At 54.0% G+C, this 21,300-nt stretch carries 13 protein-coding genes; 7 read left to right on the top strand and 6 right to left on the bottom strand.

What is annotated here, in order from left to right; genetic code table 11:
* The first annotated feature begins 20 nt into the window (after positions 1 to 20).
* The 6 genes from smc (at position 21) to B0F88_RS12820 (ending at position 8,235) form a co-directional block, all read left to right on the top strand.
* Positions 21 to 3,635, top strand: coding sequence for a chromosome segregation protein SMC (gene smc / locus B0F88_RS12845; protein WP_104424330.1), 3,615 nt, complete (start codon positions 21 to 23; stop codon positions 3,633 to 3,635).
* Entirely contained in the window at positions 3,635 to 4,354 is a 720-nt protein-coding gene (locus B0F88_RS12840) for a cell division protein ZipA C-terminal FtsZ-binding domain-containing protein (protein ID WP_104424329.1), read from the top strand. The genes smc and B0F88_RS12840 overlap by 1 nt, the downstream gene beginning before the upstream one ends.
* 138 nt (positions 4,355 to 4,492) lie before the next feature.
* Positions 4,493 to 4,756 (top strand): hypothetical protein, encoded by a 264-nt coding sequence (locus tag B0F88_RS12835; protein WP_104424328.1) that lies wholly within the window; start codon positions 4,493 to 4,495, stop codon positions 4,754 to 4,756.
* 119 nt (positions 4,757 to 4,875) lie between these two features.
* Positions 4,876 to 6,831, top strand: a complete 1,956-nt coding sequence (locus B0F88_RS12830) for a helix-hairpin-helix domain-containing protein (protein ID WP_104424327.1) — start codon at positions 4,876 to 4,878, stop codon at positions 6,829 to 6,831.
* Positions 6,832 to 6,969: 138 nt separating this feature from the next.
* Positions 6,970 to 7,317: a hypothetical protein gene (locus tag B0F88_RS12825; protein WP_104424326.1), complete on the top strand. Its 348-nt coding sequence runs from the start codon at positions 6,970 to 6,972 to the stop codon at positions 7,315 to 7,317.
* Positions 7,318 to 7,704: 387 nt separating this feature from the next.
* Complete coding sequence (locus B0F88_RS12820) at positions 7,705 to 8,235, top strand: hypothetical protein (RefSeq protein WP_104424325.1); 531 nt, start codon at positions 7,705 to 7,707, stop codon at positions 8,233 to 8,235.
* Between the two features lie 152 nt (positions 8,236 to 8,387).
* On the opposite strand, the gene B0F88_RS12815 is transcribed toward B0F88_RS12820, so the two are convergent.
* Together B0F88_RS12815 and B0F88_RS12810 are read right to left on the bottom strand one after the other, a co-directional pair.
* Complete coding sequence (locus B0F88_RS12815; protein WP_104424324.1) at positions 8,388 to 9,368, bottom strand: hypothetical protein; 981 nt, start codon at positions 9,366 to 9,368, stop codon at positions 8,388 to 8,390.
* Positions 9,369 to 9,671: 303 nt separating this feature from the next.
* Positions 9,672 to 10,796, bottom strand: coding sequence for an aminotransferase class V-fold PLP-dependent enzyme (locus tag B0F88_RS12810; protein WP_104424323.1), 1,125 nt, complete (start codon positions 10,794 to 10,796; stop codon positions 9,672 to 9,674).
* Between the two features lie 241 nt (positions 10,797 to 11,037).
* On the opposite strand from B0F88_RS12810, the gene B0F88_RS12805 reads away from it, so the two are divergent.
* Positions 11,038 to 12,426: an L-lactate MFS transporter gene (locus B0F88_RS12805; protein ID WP_104424322.1), complete on the top strand. Its 1,389-nt coding sequence runs from the start codon at positions 11,038 to 11,040 to the stop codon at positions 12,424 to 12,426.
* Between the two features lie 7 nt (positions 12,427 to 12,433).
* On the opposite strand, the gene B0F88_RS12800 is transcribed toward B0F88_RS12805, so the two are convergent.
* The 4 genes from B0F88_RS12800 to B0F88_RS12785 form a co-directional block, all read right to left on the bottom strand.
* A complete protein-coding gene (locus B0F88_RS12800) occupies positions 12,434 to 12,628 on the bottom strand; it encodes a chemotaxis protein CheB (RefSeq protein ID WP_308555273.1) in 195 nt (64 codons plus the stop codon).
* Positions 12,629 to 12,902: 274 nt separating this feature from the next.
* Entirely contained in the window at positions 12,903 to 13,769 is an 867-nt protein-coding gene (locus B0F88_RS12795) for an acyl carrier protein (RefSeq protein WP_104424321.1), read from the bottom strand.
* A 34-nt stretch (positions 13,770 to 13,803) separates the two neighbouring features.
* Positions 13,804 to 14,604 (bottom strand): 4'-phosphopantetheinyl transferase family protein, encoded by an 801-nt coding sequence (locus B0F88_RS12790; protein ID WP_104424320.1) that lies wholly within the window; start codon positions 14,602 to 14,604, stop codon positions 13,804 to 13,806.
* On the bottom strand, positions 14,601 to 21,242 hold the full coding sequence (locus tag B0F88_RS12785; protein ID WP_181049902.1) for a type I polyketide synthase: 6,642 nt from the start codon (positions 21,240 to 21,242) through the stop codon (positions 14,601 to 14,603). The genes B0F88_RS12790 and B0F88_RS12785 overlap by 4 nt, the downstream gene beginning before the upstream one ends.
* Positions 21,243 to 21,300 lie beyond the last annotated feature (58 nt).

The raw sequence follows: 21,300 nt of genomic DNA, 5'->3' as shown, positions 1-21,300 counted from the left end.
GGGATATTCATACCAGTACTATGAAACTGGAAAAAATCAAGCTTTCGGGTTTCAAATCTTTTGTTGATACAACGGTCATACCGATCAGCGGTAATCTGACCGCCATCGTCGGGCCTAACGGCTGCGGCAAATCCAATATTATCGATGCGGTGCGCTGGGTGATGGGCGAAAGTTCCGCCAAGCATTTGCGCGGCGGCAGCATGGCCGACGTGATCTTTAACGGCTCGTCGGGACGCAAGCCGGTGAGTACGGCTTCGGTCGAGCTGGTTTTTAATAACAGCGAAGGCAAGCTGGGCGGCGAATATTCCCAATACGATACCATCGCGATCAAGCGGCAGGTCAGCCGCGACGGCACTTCCGTGTTCATGCTGAACGGTTCGCGTTGCCGCCGTAAGGACATCACCGACATATTCCTGGGCACCGGGCTGGGTTCGCGTAGCTATGCGATCATCGAGCAGGGCACTATTTCCCGGATGGTCGAAGCCAAGCCGGATGATTTGCGGATTCATATCGAGGAAGCGGCGGGCGTGTCCAAATATAAGGAACGCCGCAGCGAAACCGAAACCCGGATGAAACATACCCGCGAGAACCTGGAGCGACTGGACGACTTGCGCGACGAAGTCGAAAAACAAATCAAGCATCTGCAAAAGCAGGCCGAAAAAGCCGAAAAATATACCGAGCTTAAAAAGCAGGAGCGCCAATACAAGCTGGAACTGTTGGCGATGCGCTGGAACACCTATCATCAGGCTGCCAAGCAGTTGGATGAAAAATTGCAGGAAGTGGCTCACGAGCATAACCGTTTGTTTGTGGAATTGCGCGACATCGATAACAACATCGAAGCCAAACGCGCGGAGCATAAGACCCAGCAACAACAGACAACCCGCTCCCAGGGCGATTATTACCAGATCGTCGCCGAAGTCAGCGGCCTGGAGCAGACCATCAAACACAGCGAAAGCAGCCGCGAGCAAACCGAGATTGAAATTAACCGTTTGCGCCAGCAGGCCGACCAGTCGTTAAAAGAACTCGAAGCCGATGTGCAGCAGCTGGAAGAGATTAAAGAAGCTTTGCTTGAAGCGGAAGAAGCGTTGATTGTCGCCGAGGAGCGGCAGGAAGACGTTTTATATAACCAGCAGGAAGTGCAGCAGCAAAAAACAGCTTGGCAGGAGCAGTGGGAAGCGTACCGGACGACCAGTTCCAGCTACAAAGAACAGGCCGAAGTGCAGCGGGTAAAATCGGTGCAATTGGAAAACCAGAATCGCCAGCTGCAAATCCGTCTGGATAAACTGCACGGCGAGCGTAGCGAGCTGGAGGCCGGCGACTTGCAAAACGAGATTGAATCGCTGGATGCAGGCATCGAAATGATTGAAAACCAGCGCGCCGAGTTTCATCAACAGCTTGAAGACCTGCATCAGCAGATACGCGAGCAACGTCAGCAGATCAAGCAATATCATGACGAGCTGCATGCGCGCCGCTCGGAAATGCAAAGCGTAAAAGGCAAAATCACCTCGCTGGAATTATTGCAGCAACATGCGATGGGCAAAGACAACAAACACCTGAGCGCATGGCTTGCGTCCGTGGATTTGACCGAAAACCGGCGTCTTGCCGAGTTCCTTGACGTGCAGGGAGGCTGGGATAGGGCGGTTGAAACGGTTTTGGGCAGTTACCTTGAGGCGATTTGCGTAGAAAGCGCCGATCAGGTTATTCCAGGCTTGCAGCGTTTGACGGATGAGTCGTTGATGCTGATTGAGACCGGAACCAATACGGTTGACGAAAGCGGTACAAAGCCCTCTCCAGAGGGAGAGGGTTGGGTGAGGGGAAATCAAAATAAGGAAAATAGCTTATTTGAATCCCCTCATCCCAGCCTTCTCCCTCAGGGAGAAGGAGCCCATGTTCCGATGCTGCTGGATAAGGTAAAAGCGCCGTGGGATTTAAGCAGCCTACTGGCCGGGGTTTACTGCGCCGACGATGCCGAAACCGCTAGAGCTTTATCCGCCCAACTAAAACCGCATGAATCGGTCATCACCCCGGACGGCACCTGGTTCGGTTCCGGCTGGATCAAGATCATCCGCGCCAAAGACAGCAAAACCGGCGTGTTGCAGCGCGAAAAAGAGTTGCGTTTGTTAAAGCAGCGGCAGGAAGAACTGCATAGCGAAATCGAGTCGTTTGAAGACCAGCTGGAAACGGTCGAAACCGGTTTGAAAGAGGCGGAAGCCACGCGCGAATCGATCCAGCAACAGGATAATAGCCTGGGCGCTGAATTGTCGGCAAAAAGCGCCGAATTCAGCGCGCATTCGGCGCGGCTGGAGCATCAGCAACGTCGTCTGGAGCAGGTCTGCAACGATATTGATGAGTTAAGCCGCGAAACGGCCGAAAACGCCGAGACGATTGCCGAATCCCAGCTATTGCAGGAACAGGCCGAACAGGTCATGGCCGAGCAGGAGCAACAAAAGCAAAGCCTGGAGGCGCTAAATCAGGAGCTGCAATCCCGGCAACAGCAAATCGATCAGGCGGCCAATGAAGCCCGCCAACAGGTTTACAGCATCAAGTCGCAGATCGAATCGCTACGATCATCCGAAACTTTAACCGGCAAACAGCTCGACAGGTTACAGTTGCAACACCAGCAGTCGCTTGAACGCATTGCCGAACTGGAGCTTAACCTGAACCAAACGCTGACCCCGATGGACGAGGAAAAAAAGCAGCTGGAGCAGATGGTTGTGGGTAAGGAGCAGCTGGAAAAGACGCTGAAGCAACAACGCCGGCTTCAGGAAGAGCTTGAAGCGGAAATAACTGAGCTGTCCGAAGAACATGTCCGGGTGCAACGCGCCTTGGAAAAGCAAAAAGAAGCGCTGGATACGATCCGCTTTGAGTTGCAGGAAAGCAAGGTGCGCCAGCAAACCGTCAACGAACAGCTTAAAGAAATCGATGCGGACGTCGAGCAGGTGCTGCAAAACCTGCCGGAGCAGGCCGAAGAAAACAGCTGGAAAAGAACCGTTGACGACTTATTGGCTCAAATCGAAAGATTAGGTACCATTAACCTGACTGCTATAGAAGAATACAAGGCGCAGTCCGAGCGGATGGATTTTCTTAACGAGCAACATGCCGATTTAGTCGAGGCGCTGCAAACCCTGGATCAGGCGATCAGCAAGATCGACAAGGAAAGCCGGCTGCGTTTTAAGGAAACATTCGATAAAATAAACACCGGTTTGCAGGAGAAGTTCCCAAAATTATTCGGCGGCGGTCACGCTTATCTGGAATTGACCGAACAGGACGAACTGGAAGCAGGCGTAAACATTATTGCCCGGCCTCCGGGCAAGAAGAACAGCTCCATCCATTTGTTATCCGGTGGAGAGAAAGCATTAACGGCGGTCGCATTGGTGTTCTCGATTTTCGAGCTCAATCCTGCGCCTTTTTGCTTGCTGGACGAAGTTGATGCGCCGCTGGATGACGCTAACGTCGGGCGGTTTTCAAAAATGGTCGAAGAAATGTCGGCATCGGTGCAGTTTTTGTATATTTCACACAACAAGGTGACTATGGAAATTGCAAAACAGCTGGCAGGTGTTACTATGAAAGAGCCGGGCGTGTCCCGGATGGTCGCAGTTGATATTGAAGAAGCAGTTAGTCTGGCGGAAAACTAATGGATAAAGAGATATTAAGAATTGTAATTATTGCAACCGGCATGGTTGTAGTCATCGGCATGTTGATCTGGGCATATATCAAGGACAAAAAGGCCCAGGAAGAAATGGAACTTTACGATGACGAGGGCGATTATGATGACGATGAGTCGTTGGAAGCAGATACCCTCAGGGACACCAGGGACGACTTTGATATTATTCCGCTGGGAGCCGCTAAAAGTAGCGCCGGTGTCCATCATGCCCATAGCAAAGCGGATCGCTATTATGATGAAGACGATGGCGAAGATGATTACTATGAACAGGATGACGACGTAGAGCCGCCGCCACGCGCCGCCGCGCCGGCTATCATTCAGTTCAGTATTATCACCAAGGCGGACGAAGATTTTAACGGCGCTGATCTGGTTGAAGCCTTTGAAATGGTCGGCCTTGAATACGGCAATTTGAAAATATTTGAACGTCTGGATTCCAACCGGCTGGTCGATTTCGGCGTGGCCTGTATTGTGGAGCCCGGTACTTTCCCGGAAAAAGACCTAGACCAGTTTTACTGCCCCGGCATCGTGTTTTTCATGCAGCCTGAAGCATTGGATGATGCACCGGCTGTTTTCGACGACTATATAGAAACAATCAACTTGATAGCCGATAAACTGGATGGCGTGATACTCGATCACAGAAGACAGCCGCTGACCGAAGCGACCATTCAGGCCATTCGGCAGAGTTTGTGATTTTGATGTTCTAACTTAGAAAATAGAACACAGATGACACGGAATTGACGGATAAACACGGATAAGGTATTTGACCTTATCCTTTAATATATCCGTTTAAGTCCGCCATCGTGTGCTAATGGGTGAAAGGGAAAAATTATGAGTACAGTTACTTTCGACACTTTGAAATATGTGGAAGCCTTGAAAAATGGCGGTGTCCCAGAAAATCAAGCCAGAGCGCAATCAGAAGCGTTAAAGGAAGTGCTTAACACCGAGGTGGCTACAAAGCACGACATCAAAGAGCTGGAACTAAAGAGTGACACTCGATTTGAAAAAATACAAGGCGAATTCACACTTGTAAAATGGATGATTGGTTTTAATCTAGCTATGTCTGTTTCCATTCTGTTTAAAATTTTCAGCTAATCCACACCTTTGTAGGGTGCGCTGTGCGTACTATTGAATGCCTAATGGGTATGCACCGCATACTCTACGAAACTACGAATCGACCTACACATTTGCGTTTACCTGTTCAGGTTATTTAGATGCCATCCCTTAGCAATACCCAGTTGGCGCTTTTAAAAGAAGCCGATCTTGATTTCAGCTTATCCACTGAGCTGATCGCTCAAATCGCAGCCCAAGCCAATCCCAAAGAACTGACCGACGAACAGCTGCTTCAGTTTCTGCAGGTCTGCAACGCGCTGTATCGAGGTGGCGAACCGCTAATTTCCGATGCGGATTATGACTTCGTTTTCCTGGTCGAACTGCAAAAACGTCACCCGCACCACCCCTATTTAGAAACCGTCGAACCGGAAGCCGGGTTTGTCGGCAAGACCGTCGCGTTGCCGGAGCCGATGCTCTCGACCGAAAAAACTTATTCCCAGAGCGGCATCGAAAAATGGCTGGCCCGGCTGGAAAAAGCCGCCGATGACTGCGATGTGGATTTTTCCACGCTGCTGATTCGCGCCACGCCCAAGCTGGACGGTTATGCGGCTTACGATGACGGAAAACTGCTGTACACGCGCGGCGACGGCCGCAAAGGCACCGACATCAGCCGGGTTTTCGAGCGCGGCCTGAAAGTCGGCGGCAACGGCAAACGAGGGCAGGGCGCAGGCGAAATCGTAGTCAGCCAGACTTATTTCAACAGCCATCTGGCCGAGTATTTTGAAAATTCCCGTAACTTCCAGGCCAGTATCATTAAAGAAAAAGAGCTGGAACAACACGCCTTGGAAGCCATACAAAACCATGCGGCGGTGTTTTTCCCGTTCTCCCAGTTGCCCGCCTGGCAAGGCACTGCTGCCGAAGTGCTGGCCGATTTCGACCACGTTATCGAAAAAGTGTACACATTGGTCGATTACGATGTGGACGGTGTCGTTTTCGAGCTGGTCGGCAATGAACAGATAAAAAAATACCTCGGCGCAACGCGGCACCATCACCGCTGGCAGATAGCTTATAAAAGCAATGTCGAAACCGCCGAAGTTATCGTGCTGAATGTCACCCCGCAAACCTCCCGTTCCGGCCGGGTCAATCCGGTTGCCGAGCTGACGCCGACCAAACTCAGCGGTGCGGTGATTTCCAGGGCAACCGCGCATCATTACGGCATGGTCAAGGAGCTCGGTATCGGTAAGGGTACGTTAATTGAATTAACGCGCTCAGGCTTGGTGATACCCAAAATCGAGCGGGTCATTACCCCGAAAAAACCTCAAATCCCGGAGCATTGCCCCAGTTGCGGTAGCGAGCTGGTTTGGGACAGCGATTATCTTTATTGTCTGAACACCACAAAATGTCCCGCGCAAATTGAAAACACCATCGAGCATTTTTTCAGGACCCTGGCGAATGTCGACGGTTTCGGGGGGAAAACAGTGGAAAAACTCCACGCTTGCGGCATCAACTCGGTTTATGCCGTTTACCAGCTGGACATGGAGCAATTGCAGGATATGGGCTTTGGCGACAAAACCGCGCAAAACCTGCTGGATCAATTGCAACGCAGCCGTACCGAAGCCATAGAAGACTGGCGCTTCCTGGGCGCTTTCGGAATCCACCGGATGGGCCTAGGCAACTGCGAACGCCTGCTGCAACATCATCACCTGATGGATATTTTCAAGCTGACCGTTGAAGACGTGATCAATATCGAAGGCTTCGCCGAGAAAACCGGCGCCGCCGTGGTTGAATGTCTGGCGAAAATCAAAACCGATTTCATGCAAATCTATCAGCTGGGTTTTAATTTAATCCCAACGCCGTTACTCGCCGAGCAGCAGCAAAACGTCAGCCCGATTTCCGGCAAAACCATCGTCTTTACCGGCACCATGATTCACGGCAAGCGTGATGACATGAGCAAGGAAGCCAAACGCTTGGGCGCAAAAGTGGGCAGTTCGGTTACCGGGAAGACTGATTTTCTGGTTACCGGTTCCGATGTGGGGGCTGCGAAAATTGCCGCCGCTATGGAAAAGGGTGTAAGTGTTATTAGTGAAGAGGAATATTTGGGGTTGCTGGGGGAGTGAGTTTTTGGGTGTTGATGGTGTCGTATTTGTTTGTGCTATTGAAAACAAATAATTAGATGGTTTTATGAAGAATATACGACAACACGATTTATTTATACGACAATCGATGTCGTATATATTACGTTAGGAGTTAAAAATATGGCTAGCGGTGGAATCCCACTTTCTGAATGGTCCGGCTCTGGTGCAACGCGCGAACTGCACGAAACTATTAAATTGCAAATTGCGTCCACAGACAGACAATCGAAAGTCATTGCACGTTTAACCGTTTTTATGGCTATCCTTGCGGTTGTTCAAACGTTTGCCGCAGTTGTTCAAATCATTCCGATTATTCAGGGTTACCAAGATAAAAATGCAACAAACAAACTAAGCGATTCTGCTGGCACACTGAATAAACAGGAAAATAAGCCGCCACTCCCCAAGCGGGCCGGGGTTTGTAACCCCGGCCCTAACGTTTTTACAGTGTTTGAGTTAAGTGACGACAGTTAACCAACGCAAAACATTATGGACGGGGCAACATGCCCCATCCTGCGGGGGACTGGTAGCCTATAAGATGATCGTTTGTAGATACTAAGGTTGGACGTGTCTTTTATACTCAACATCACGCTGTTTCAACACAGCAGATTTCGGAATTGACGACAGTTATTCCTCCACGGTTTTTCCAAAATGTTGGGCAACGAAAAGCTGTTGCCCAACCTGCACGAAGAGGCGAAAAGCCGCGTAGGCAGATAATTTTAAATGTTAGGCGTAATCGGGTATCATGCTTGTCCCTCTCTTTTACCCGGCGCGCCGATGCTCATGAGCCTTGCTTAGTACAAGACTGATTGTTTGATTATGAAATACGCCTATTTACCACTCTAAAAAACGGAGCCGCTTATGTCTGAAACTAACCGCACCACTTGGGATTTTCTGGCCGACACATACTGGTATGTGACTTACCCGGATCTGCCCGCTCTTCAATTTTCGCCCGATGATAATGTGTTGACCTGGAAAGGCGATCAAACCGTATGGCACATTTCCGGCTATAAAAACGGCTATTTCTGGGGCGTATCCTCCGCTCTTTTGTTTGATCAGGGAGAACATAACAGCAAACATTCAGGCTCTCCCCGGCAGTGGAGCCTGTTGGGTACGGTGACCGCCGACGGGCAGGTGCAAATTACCTTTATTCGCAGCGGTCGCCGAGAAGATGCCATCATCACCGGCTTTGGCCGTATGAGTAAAATCGGCGAGCAATGGGTGTTTCAAATGCAAATGAGCACATCGTCCAGCGGTAACCAAACCTTGCATTGGGCTAATATGATGCAAACAAAAGAAGGCGAGGCCAGTTGGGATCAATTGCCCGGTGTGAATTATTCAGTGCCGTCGATGCTGGAAGGGGCGAGCTATCCGCAATTTGCCGATGCGTAAGTGTTAGTCTTGTAGGTTGGACATGCTTTTTATGCCCAACATTACGATGTTTAAATATGACGGCGGATTTGGGATTTGATTACGGTCATTCCCGTCACTGGTGCCAAAATGTTGGGCAACGAACTGTTGCCCAACCTACGCTCTGGGCCGCTTTACCACTTAACCGCAGCGAAAGCACGCGACAACACGGCTCGCGCCTCGAACATTGAATTTTTTGTGTCTTCGACGCCGCGCCTGGCTTCGGCTTCGGCTTGTTCGGCGCTACGGGCGTGTTCCAGGGTGCGAGCCGAAGCCTCTCGCGCCTGATCCCGTAACGACTGTGCCTCGTCACGCAGTCTCTGGGCGTCATCGCGCGCTTGTTCAGCTTGGCGCTGGGCATTCTGCGTTTCCGCAAGCGCTTGTTGCAGCTGTGATAATACGAACTCGGCCTGGCGATGGAGTCCCCGTATTCTATCCGTCGAAGTTCGCGCTTCGCTGAGCCGTTGTCCAATTTCTTGAGCTCGACTGGCCGACTGTTCGCTAAATTGGGCCGATTGGGAGGCGTGTTCCTGAGATTGTCCCGCAGCCTGACCGGCTGTATCGGCGGATGCTTGAGCTTGACCGGCAAACTGAGCGGCTTGTTGCGCTTCGTTCTCTGCCTGACTTGCTGCTTGGGCTGCGGTTTGGGCGCTGCCGTTTGCATCCTGGGCCGAGTTACCGGCATTTTCAGCCTGTTGTTGGGCCTGTTCGGCACAATCTTGCGCCGTCCGCGCATGAGTCCCGCTCTCGGCTGCGGCCTGTGCGGCCGACTCGGCGTAAGCGCGGGCTTCTTGCCCGGCGCTGTTCGCATTGTCGGCGATGGCTTTGGCTTGCTCGGCATTGCCGGCTGATGTCTGGGCGTGTTCTTGAGATTGACCCGCGGCCTGATCGGCGGCATAGGCGGATGCTTGGGCCTGACTGGCAAATTCAGCGGCTTGTTGTGCTTCGTTCTCGGCTTTAATGGCCGCTTGGGCTGCGGTTTGTGCCTGTAGTTCAGCGGCGCGTTGGGATTGTTCAGCGTATTGAGAGAAATCTTCACAACGGTTTGCCGCCTGTCTGGCGCGGTCGGCTTCTTGATTGGCGATATCGACGGCTTCGGAAATATATTCGGACATGAGCGTTACCTTCTAGTTTTAATTTATTATTGTTTAAGGTCGATTCGATTCTATCAGCAAAAGTATTGTCTGAACAGCATCGGTATTATCCCGATAATCAGTATCTTGCCTGTTTTCGATAGCCGGTCATGCAGATTGAATACCGATATTACGATGATTCGATATGCGGCAGATTTCGGATTTGTCCGTGGTCATTCGTCACTAAAGACTAAGATATTGGGCAAGGAAAAAGCGGTTGTCCTTAACAAATCGCTTTCGTTGATGGTTCGGCAGGACCCACCACGAACGGAATCGACATACTAATTATTCCAGCAATGCGGCCAATTTCAGCGCCCGGTCAAGTTCCTCAAACGTATTGTAAAAATGCGGCGAAAAACGTATACCGCCGCCGCGCAAGGCGCAAACCACGCCGTTTTTCTGTAAATGCTGGTATAGCACCTCGTTGGCAACCGTCCGGTGCTTAAAGACGACAATGCCGGATTTGAGCCGGTTTTGCTTCGCCGACAGTAAAACCAATTGCCCGTTTTTATCAATCGCATCCGTTAAATAGCCGGATTTTTCTAAAACTTGCGCTTCGATAGCGGGCATACCGGTTTCCAGCAACAACGACAAGCTGGCGGAATAGGCATGGATGCCCAGCATGTTGGGGCTGCCGCATTCAAAGCGGCGGGCGGAGGGGTGGGCTTCCCACGGCTGGTTTTCGTAATTATGAATATCTTTCATCATGTGCCAGCCGTACTGGGTCAGTTTCAGTTTGTTCCTGGCTTCGGGCGTGGTGTAAAAAACGCCCAAACCTTCGGGACCGAACATCCATTTATGGCCGTCGGCCATTACAAAATCCGCCTGATAAGCCTGCACATCGAACTGCACTGCGCCCAGGCTCTGGATCGCGTCAATGCAAAACAAGATGCCGCGCCGCTTGCAGAATTCTCCGATCCTTTCCAAGTCCATGCGCAGCCCCGAGGCGAATTGTATGGAGCTGATGGTCAATAAGCGCGTGTTACCGTCCACCAGCGCAAACAAAGCATCCTCGGGCGCATCCGCGCCGTGTAAATCGGCTTGGCGGAATTCCACGCCCTGATCGGCCAGGGATTCCCACGGCAACCGGTTGGAGGGGAACTCTTCGTTGCTGGACACGATGTTGTCGCCGGGCTGCCAGGTCAGGCCGTAGGCGACAAAGGACAAGGCTTCCGACGTGTTTTTAACCAGGGCGATATCGTCGGCGGAAGGGGCGTTTAACAAAGTCTGCAATTGCGTGTGCAACTCGGCTTCCTTGTTCAGCCAGTCCAGGTAGAAATGCGAGCCGAAACGGGTGTTTTGTTCGGCAAACTTGATCACCGCGTCGCCGGTTCTTTTAGGCCAGGGGGCTACGGCGGCGTGGTTGAGGTAAATCAATTCGTCGGTCAGCGGGAATTCGGGGTGTTTCATGGTATCCATCTGCAAGTTTAGGTTGGGATGGGTAATTTAATCACAAATATCGGGTTCGCAGTCTACAAACTGTTTGTAGGGCTGGATTGGATGACGAATCGGAACGGCGCTTGGTGCGTGCAAGCAACCGTTGCGGTTTCCGGCCGGATTTTCAAGCGCTGAATTCAATTCGGAAGATTATTAGGCGATAATAGCCGCTTTGCCCCGCCCGTATAATAATCAACAACAGGAACGATATTTTATGTCCACATGGTTAGCCTCGTCTTTTTTATCAAAAGACCGAATTGTCGCCAAACCGGGTTTTAACCGCTGGTTGGTGGCTCCCGCCGCATTGGCTGTGCATCTGTGCATCGGCCAAGTTTACGCCTTCAGCGTTTTTAATTTGCCGTTGACCAAGGTATTGGGCGTGACCGAGTCGTTGCCGGAAGATTGGAAGTTGACCGAATTGGGCTGGATCTTCAGTCTGGCTATTATGTTTTTAGGGCTCTCGGCCGCCTTTGCCGGAAAATGGTTGGAGCAAGTCGGGCCGCGCGTGACGATGTTCTGCTCGGCGCTTTGCTTTAGCGGCGGTTTTTTCATTGCCGCGGCCGGAATAGCGCTGCATGCAATCTGGCTGCTTTACTTGGGTTACGGCGTGTTAGGCGGCATCGGTTTGGGGCTGGGTTATGTGTCTCCGGTTTCGACCTTGATTAAATGGTTTCCCGACCGGCGGGGCATGGCGACGGGCCTCGCCATCATGGGTTTCGGCGGCGGCGCAATGATCGGCGCGCCGTTGGGCGTGTTGTTGATGAAGCATTTTGCGTCGGCGACATCGGTCGGCGTTGCCGAGACTTTCATGACCATGGGCGGTATTTACCTGGTGTTTATGATGATCGGCGCTTTCACTATCCGCTTGCCGGAAGAGGGCTGGTTGCCGGTGAATTTTCAGCCGGACACCCGGAAAAATAAGTTGATAACGGACAAGCACGTGCATGTCGAGCAGGTGCTTAAAACGCCGCAGTTTTATCTGTTGTGGCTGGTGTTATGCCTGAATGTGACCGCCGGAATCGGCGTGCTGGGCCAAGCCTCGGCGATGAGCCAGGAGATGTTCAAGGATCAAATCACGCCGGAAAAAGCCGCCGCGTTTGTCGGTATGCTCAGTTTCTTCAACATGGGCGGGCGTTTTTTCTGGTCTACGCTGTCCGATTACCTGGGCAGGAAAAGCACGTATTTCACCTTCTTCATGCTGGGCTGCGTGCTTTATTCGATAGTGCCTTATACCGGACGGATGAACAATGTCTGGCTGTTTGTCGGCTGCTACGCGGTGATTATGAGTATGTACGGCGGCGGCTTCTCGACCATACCTGCCTATCTGGCCGATATTTTCGGCACCCAATACGTCGGCGCGATTCATGGCCGATTGTTGACCGCCTGGGCCACGGCGGGGGTTGCGGGGCCGGTGCTGGTCAATTATCTCAGGCAAAGCCAGATCGATCAGGGGGTACCCAAAGCCGATGCCTATAACATGACCATGCAGATCATGGCCGGCATTTTAGTGCTGGGATTTTTTTGCAATCTGGGCATCAAGGCGGTCGATGAAAAACATCATCTTAAGCATGATCAAGTGAATGATGAGTTTGATACGGCGTAATGTTGCGTTAGGTCAATTCAAGTTCAGGTCTTTTTAAACAGCCCCGAGTCGGCGCTTGCGTGATCAGTTGAGGGATAGCCGACAACGGCAGAATGCTATCGACGCCGCCGAACTTAAAGGCTTCTTTGGGCATGCCGTAGACCACGCAACTGGTTTCATCTTGTGTGATAGTCAAGGCGCCGGCATCGTGCATTTCTTTCATGTCATGGGCCCCCGTCATCGCCCATGCCGGTCAGGATAATGCCGAAACCTGATATTGCGTGTCGCTACGTTACAGCAACATGCGTTTTCCGCTCTACTCGGCGCAACGCGTTGACACTGCATTCTCAGGCAACGCGTCACGGCCATTAAGTTAAGCGGGTTAGACAAAATGATTGCTGATGTGGGGAGACTTTAGTTGGCCTACACTTTGTAGCTGGCGCCTCTTTCGCCACTGTTGCCGCCTGATTCACTTGAACAGGTACTCAATGGAGCGTTTACGCAGCCTGTACGACTGCCTGCGATTGCTCGCATCGAGCTCTGAGCAAAGCGGCGATAGTCGCAATGGTGCGGATTTCCCTGATGTCGTCGGTCAGGCGGCTTTCCAGGCCAAAATGTTCGCGCAGAACAGCCAAAATCTCGCCCAGTTTTACCGAGTCGATGCCCAAGTCCTCTTCCAGCTCGGCATTGGGGGCCAGTAGTTCAATAGGGTAACGGGTCACTTCGGCTACTACGTTGGTTACCTGCGCCAGCAAATCCTGCTGATTGTTTGCCGCAGGCAATTGGCTGACGATGATCGCCGGTGCCGCCGCGGGCATTGCCTGAGGCCGGTCCAGCCGGTCTTCAAGCAAAGCGGCGATAGTCGTAATAGTGCGGATTTCCCTGATGTCGTCGGTCAGGCGGCTTTCCAGGCCAAAATGCTCGCGCAGAACGGCCAAAATCTCGCCCAGTTTTACCGAGTCGATGCCCAAGTCCTCTTCCAGATCGGCATTAGGTGTCAGTAGTTCAATAGGGTAGCGGGTTACTTCGGCTATCACGCTGGTTACCTGCGCCAGCAAATCCTGCTGATTGTTTACCGCAGGCAATTGGCTGGCGGCGGCTGGCATTGCCTGAGGTCGGCCCAGCCGGTCTTCAAGCAAAGCGGCGATAGTCGCAATGGTACGGATTTCCCTGATGTCGTCGGTCAGGCGGCTTTCCAGGCCAAAATACTCGCGCAGAACGGCCAAAATCTCCCCCAGTTTTACCGAGTCAATGCCCAAGTCCTCTTCCAGGTCGGCATTAGGGGTGAGCAGTTCCCGTGGATAGCGGGTTACCTCGGCAAAGAGGTGCTGAATAGTGTCTAAGGTGGTGCTGTTAGTCGTCATAAATAAAGTCCTTTCATGGATTTTCAGAAGTTGATTAAACGCAAAGATAGATAATGGTAATTACGCACTGCCCGTTGAAACAATAAGCCGCACGCACATGGCGATGCTGCGGCAACGAATTGGAACGGAGTTGAACAGGCAGCAGGGTCACGGTGTTGGGTTGTGACCAATCCGAGTGTTGATCGTTGATGAGATCGGGTAGATCGACAATGATCGTGTCTGCGGCGCCCATGCTTGGCTGTGGCAGCCGGCCGGTCTTGAACAACGATTCTTTAAACGCCCAAAGCAGGGTGTAGCCGAAAATTTTCCGGTTTTGGTCGCTTCCCCCCAGTTGTTGCGCCCATCGGTGTTCGGATTCGGCGAATGAACTGCGGTAATAGGCCGCCTCCCGAAGCTCACAGGTTTCGACGTCAATACCTATTTCGCCGGTCGGGTTTATGCCGACGCAGACCAGCCCGCCGGCATGAGCGACGGAAAGACCGCCTTTCACCGGCGATCCCTTCCAAAACAATTGCGGCGCTTTGCCCCGCTCGGGTGCCAAAATCTCGATTTGATGTAGTTCCTTCATGGGCAACGCCGCCAATGTCGATGGCGTCAGCTGTTGTACTTGATGGGATTCTGACGAGTCGGCAGCGTTGGATCGTTCCAAGCGCTGCCAAAAGAGGGCTTTAGCGGCCAGACGTCCGGCCAGCCACTCGCGCTGACGCCGGTGGTGCCGGAATTGTCGCCAACACTGTGTTTCACGGGCTGAGAGACAAGCCGGAGCCGCCAACACATGTTCGCAGCTCTCCATATCGATTAAGGCGACGTCAGGATCGCGGTTCGAGCTATTCACAGAACCTCCTCCAGATTACTTGGAGCGGCGGCAGTCAACAAGGTTACCGAGTCGACCACGCCATAAGGCTGGGCAACCGTGCCGGTTATGGTCATCGCCAACTTGCCGTCGGCAGTGCGAACCTCCATCCAGTCGCCGAGTATTCGGCCATTGACGTGCCGGGAAGCGCTGGTGGTGATCGTCACCGGTTGCGGTGCGCGATTCAGCGCGTTGTCATTCAACGGCGCATCCCAGCGGATTGAACCGATTTCAGCCGCGACGCAGACCGGCATGGAACCGTCCGAATTCCAGGTGAGGATCGATAAGGTGAGCGCAGCGTCAATGGCTAAGAACGGCGTAATGTACCTTGCCAGCAGCGCTTCGTATTGGTGGTCGACAAACCGGAAATTGGCTTGGTGAGCACTCGTCCCTAAGGTGATCCAATGCAAGTGATGAAAAACTCCGCCGTGATAAACCGCAGCGCCGTCAGCGTTGTACGGATCCATGACGGTCATGCCGGAGACCGGTTGATCGCCTTGGTTTCTGGGTTGCAGCGCCACACCCGGTAATTCGCCCAAAACCACCTCGCATTCCAGATGACGCACATCGGTTTCAAGAACGACGCCTGAGCTATGCACAAAATCCGACAGCAACACGACTTCCACGCGTGCCTGCCGTCCTGTGCGCTCCAGAATCCGAATTTGGCTGCGTAGATTGGTCGGCGCGTCGCCGCTTAACTTGACGAAACGCAGGAACCGGCAATGGTCGAAACCGATGACCGGCAACTCCGGCAGCGCCGCTTTTGCCGCTTGGGCCGCCAGCTCCAGCTCGTAAGCGCCGGGTATGGTCGGTTTGCCGTTGACCTGATGCCCGACTGCAAAAGGAATGTCTGCTAAAGACAGCGACCAAGCGGGCGGGGCTGCCTGCGTTGGGACGCTGTCGGTCAGCGGGACTTGGAAAAACTCAAGTTCGCCGGCCGTCAGCAGGACATTGATCGGTTGGGCAGGCGGTCCCGCCAACAGCGATTGGAACAGCGCCTTGCCTTCCTCCGCCGTGACCCCGCGAATCTGCCGCTCACTACCCAATGCGGCAAATTCCGAGCCTCGGGTCATGCCGATGCTGTCCCAACCCAACCAAGCGATTGTCGACCAAGTGCTGGAGCCTCCGTCTGCGGTCATTCGCGCGGCAATCCGGTTCAAGGCCTCATTGGCGGCACCGTAATCCGGTTGGCCGTCATTGCCCATTACGCTGAACGCCGAGGTGAGCAAGTGATAATGCACCGTCCGGTTCGGCAGGTGGCGCCGGCAGGCCCCGTAAATGTGATGCAGGCCGGACACCTTGGTGGCGATGGTGCTGCGGATCTCATACAAGGTTTTCTTGGGTAAACGCCGCGAGGTCTGAATGCCTGCGCCGTGGACAACCAGGTCAATCCGGCCCAGTTCCTTGGCGACGTCGGCGATGACGCCGTCGACCGCCTTCCGGTTGGTAATGTCAACGGCACGATAGATGACAGTTCCGCGAAGCTTGCCCAATTGATTCAAAATCGCCTGTAATTCTCGGGCCGCTGCCAAAGCTTGATAACGCTGTCTGCTTTCCGACAGTCGGGCACCCGGTTGCAAGGTCATCTGTTCGCGGTAAAAAAGCGTCTCGTAATCCCGGAACGTTTGATCATCCATTGTCAGCACGGTTGCCGGTATCGCCGACAGGTCGGTTCGTCCGAGCAGGACTACGGTGCAGCCGATGCTTTCAAGCATCGATTCGACCAGGACGGCGGTCACGCCGCGGCCGCCGCCGGTGGCTACCACGACTGACGAGGCATTGAGCAGCGGTTGTCCCGGCGCTGCATAGGTCGGCCTTTCGGACAACATTAATACGTGACGCCGACCGGCAAGATAGCAGGTCTCGACCGGCAAACCTCCGGTGCATCCATCCCCGAGTTCGGCAGACAGCTCCTGCAAACCGGTTTTTAGGTCAAGGGCGGTGGTCTGGACTATGCGGCAGGTTGCCGTAGGCAGTTCACGGGTTAGCGATTTGAGAAAACCGGCAACCAGGCCGGTTTCAGGATCAAGCAGGCCGTTCGTATCGGTTCCGCCCAAACATAAAGCGCCCAGCACCACCTGGCCGGTGCCAAGGTTTTCGTAGGCGTGTTGTGCAACAGCAAAAATCAACTCGACGAAACGGCTGTCCCAAGGTTGTTCCAGCAAGGCTTTTCCTGTTTGACGGCTTAAATCACGGACGGCGATGAGCGTATCGAAAGGAAAATCGGCCAAGGCGCGTAGCGACTCGGCAATGCTGGACTCGGATGTGGTGTCGACGGTCAAGGTGGCAGAACCCGGCAGAGCAATGGGGCTGACGATCCGATAGTTGAGGCCGGTCAGGCCGCCGTCAGCCGCCATCGCTTGGAAGCTTTGCGGATCGTCGGTCAGGAACAGAATGCGTCGGCTCGCCAGGGACAGGGCAGGGCGTTCCAGAGTCAGCGATTCAGGCACCAGGGTCGGCGTGTAATTGATGATCGGGGTCCCCGTTACGAAACCGCTGTGCTGGATTTCCGCAGGACTTGTTGTTCCGTTGGGCAGCAGGCGTATCTGCCGTTTAGCGGTAGCGCCCCAACGCAAGATCGTTGCCTGGCCCGATTGGGCGCGATCCACCGCAGCCATCAATTCAACGACGCCTTCGGCTCCGCGGTAGTCCCACGCTGTAGCGCCGACTGCTTGACTGATCCCGTCGGATTGGCTTGCGGCGGTTTCGACCTGTACCAAGCCTAGCACCGGCCAGCCTTGTGCCGCCGCTTCGTCCGGGGTTGTGACGGCCAGCATCAGCGCCGCTTCGCCGACCGGTTTTGCGCCGTCTGCCGACTGACGCGGACTGGACTTGGCGGCCAGATTGCCGCCATGAGCGTTGATCGCGCCCAACAAGGCCAATTTACAGTCGCCGTGGCGCAGCAACTGGGTGGCGACTTCAAAGGTTTGCGCTAACGACTCGGCGCCTTTGTCGATCACCATATTCGGGCCTTTAAGATTGAAATAATTGGCTACCCGGCCGGCGACGACATTAGGCATACAGCCGGGCAAGGTGTAAGAACCCGACGGACGGTTGCGGGTCTGTATCGCGGTATCGAGCTGTTCCAGCAGGGCCGACCATTCGCTGTCGTTAACCGGGAAATCGTTGCGCCGGTCGCGTAACTGACGGAACAAACGGTCTTTGAAGATCATTTCGTTAGCGCTGATGCCGAGCGTTGTCTTGCCCTCAATTCCAACGATAACAGCGATGTCTTCGGCGATGGATTGCCAATCCTTAAGGTCCTGCAATGCCTGCTCGACGGCGAGTAAAGCCAACAGCTGGGAAGTGTCCATTTGATCGACCGCATCCGGTAGCAACGGCTTGCCGGTCGGCAAGCCCAATGCCGATTTGGCAAAACGAGGTGGGAGGCCGCCCGATGCGGGTAGCCCGGCAGCACCGCTCAAGGCATTGGGAAACAAGTCGCCGACGCCGACGATAGCCAGCGTGGTTGCCGTTGGCGGGTTTACGGGACGTACCGGTAATCGATCATGGTACGCGGGGAGATATTGATCCACGATCAAATGGGCGTTGGTTCCGCCGAAGCCGAAGCCGTCAACCCCGGCACGGCGCGGTTGACCGTCGCTGTTAGGCAGCCACGGCTGTGCTGCGGCGCTGATGCTGAAAGGCGAGTTGGCCAGATCGATTTTGTCGCTGGGACGCGTCCAAAGATGCTGGGCCGGAATCAGGCTTTGCTCCATGGATTTGCACAGTTTGATGACCGATGCGGCTCCGGCCAGCCAGCCGGTATGGCCTACGGTTGCCTTAACGCTGCCGAGGATAATGGCGGGATGACGGCCGCTAAGATGCCCGAACATTTGGCTCAATGCCTTAAATTCAGTGGTATCGCCGACTGGCGTGGCAGTGGCGTGGGCTTCGACGACTTGCACGGTGGCGGGGTCAATGCCGCTGTTTTCGTAGGCCCGGTGCATTGAAAGAAGCTGGCCTTCAGCTTGGGGTACGTTGACCGAGGGGCTTTTGCCGTCGCTGGAAAGGCCGATGGAGCGGATGACACCCCATATTTTATCGCCTGCGGCAACGGCGTCAGGTAAACGTTTGAGAACTAAAATAGCGGCTCCGCTTCCGAACACCACGCCGTCCGCACTGGCGTCCAAAGGCCGGCTACCACTGGATGACAAACCTTTGAATTGTGAAAACAGGCAACTGTTTGCCATATTGGCTTCATAGACGCCGCCCGCCAAGGCCACATCGCATTCGCCGTCGCGCAAGGCATGGATTCCGAGCGCCGCCGTATAGAGCGACGAGGAGCAGGCCGTGTCCACGACGTAACCGAATATCCCCTGGCCCACCTGACGGTCGACTACCGCTTCATACATATCGGATTGGGCCAGTGAGCGGATCGTCTCGGCTGAAACGCCGAGGGCAGCGTCCAGCGCGCCGATGAATCGCTCTTCGGCTGAGTCCGCAGCCGGTTGCAACATGTCGGCAATACAGGCGGAAAATTGGGCCATATCATGATCGATGGAACCATCGGCTGTAGCGCCGACCAGACATCGAATTCGTTCTGCGGCGATATTCGAGAGAGCCGCGGCTGACTCGCCGAGTGCTTCTGCCAAAGCAACGGCCAAGTATTGTTGGACTTTCGGTAGAGCAAGGAATTCGGCCCGGCTGTAGCGTAAGCCCGGATGATCGGCGTGATCCAGCTCGGGAGCCTGTCCAATCAGTAGGGAATAGGCTTTGTCCGGTTGTACCCCCTCCGGGCTAAGAAAATCATCGCGCATGTCAGGGTCAAGTTCGCCGAGATCGACGATGCCGCTCACGCCTTCCACAACATGATGCCAAAAGCCGGCGACGTCTTTAGCTCCTGGGAAGACTCCGCCCAGGCCGACGATGGCGATAGGTGTTTCCATCGCAGCCTGATCGGAGTGCGGAACCTCGGGATTGACTGACGCAATCGCCTCGGTCTGGCGCACAGCTTGAGCGGCTATAGGCGTGGATGGGACCGGGGAACTGACCTGATCGGTTATTTTCAAACGGTCGATGCTGACCGATGCAGAGGTATCTTCGACCAGGGCGGGCAATGCCCGTAAATCGGCCGGTTCGCCAAGCGCTTTGGCAATGATCGTGGCGATCGAGTTGCCCTGTCCGCAGTGAATGAAGGTTCGGACGCCCTCGTCGTACAACTGGGTTAACGCAGTTTGGAAATCCAACGGGGTAATTAAGTGCGAGGGCAGTTGCTCTAAAATATCGCGGCCATGACTATGCCAATGACCGTCCATCGGGGAAAAAAGATCGATTGTAGTGGCCCGGGCAGTGATGTGGCCTAGGCTGGCAGCAAACGCTCCGACGGCCGGACTCAGCAAAGAGGAATGAAACGGATAATGGCTGCGCAATGGCGTAAAACCAATCCCCTGTGTCGCCAAATGTCGGCCAAAACGGTCGGCATCCGCCGCATTTCCCGACACGACGGTTTGACGGGCATGGTTAACCACGGCAATTTCCAAACTGGAAGACCCCAGTTCGGCTAATGCCAAGCTCACCTCTTGGCGTGATTTGGGGATCGCAGCCATAATTCCACAACCCTTCAGGTCGCGAAGCGCGATGATCCGCCGGCAAATGATTTCCAGACCGGCGTCCATTGAAATCGCTCCGGAAACCGTCAAAGCGCCAATCTCACCAACGCTATGGCCTAGGACGCCGTCAACTTGGAGTCCGGAATTTAGCACCGCTTGAGCCGTTAAGACGCCGGATAGGTAAATGCCGATCTGGTCGAGGTTCGGACACTGATTGAGCAGGTTGTCATGCTCGGCATCGGTTTTTGCCATGACCAACGGCAGGAAGGCGTAGCCGAAATATTTCAGGGCCAGACGGTCTGCGTCTGCAAAGGTCGCGTGAAATTCAGGGTAGGCCTCGTAAAGCGACCGTATGGTGTCGCGTTGATAGGAGCCTTGGCCGGGCAGCACTAAGGCGGTACGAGGGCTCGACGTCTTCAAAAGCGGTTTGGCGGCGGATTTATCGGTTTGGATATCGCCGGAATCTAAGGCCGTCGTGGGTTGGACATTGTCAAAATCGAAGAGCGTTTCGCCGGAGAGGTTGATAAATGCAGCGCCGTGATTTTTGCCTGCGGTCACCCGTTTTCCTAAAGCGCAGACTTCATCGGTGAACAGTTTCTTCAGAGCGCTGCCGCCTTCCAGCGCTGCCGCTGCGAAACCGGCTCCAGTCAGCGGCTCGTCAATGATCCCGTAATACTGGGAGAGCGATTCGGGCACCACCAAAAACTCTTTGGTATCTTTCTCCACGCAGAGAATTCGCTGAAAGCCGACGGTGACCGGCGTTCCGTCTTCTTTCACAGCCCTGACGCACAGTTGCAAGGAGGAGCGGGTGACTTCGCCATAGGTCAGCAGCAGGGCCAGCTTGTCGCCCAACCTGACTGGGGCAAGGTTGCGGCTGTAACCTTCGTAGGTCAGCATGACAAGATTCGCCAAGTCATCCCGCCAGCGGTTTTTGCCGTCCAATCCCGGCCCAAAGTAAAACGCTTCTCTCGCTGCGCATTGAAAACGAAAATTGGTCAGATAATGGTGTGATCCGTAAGCCATTGTGTCTTCGAAATGGATTTGATAGGGAATTGTGAAAAATGACATCGTGGTGTAACTCCTGGTTATATTAATGGTAAGTTTTGTTGTTTCTTTCATTTGAGGC

It is taken from the genome of Methylobacter tundripaludum, assembly GCF_002934365.1.
Taxonomy (GTDB): Bacteria; Pseudomonadota; Gammaproteobacteria; order Methylococcales; family Methylomonadaceae; genus Methylobacter_A; species Methylobacter_A tundripaludum_A.
This window is presented reverse-complemented; position numbering and strand designations above follow the sequence as displayed.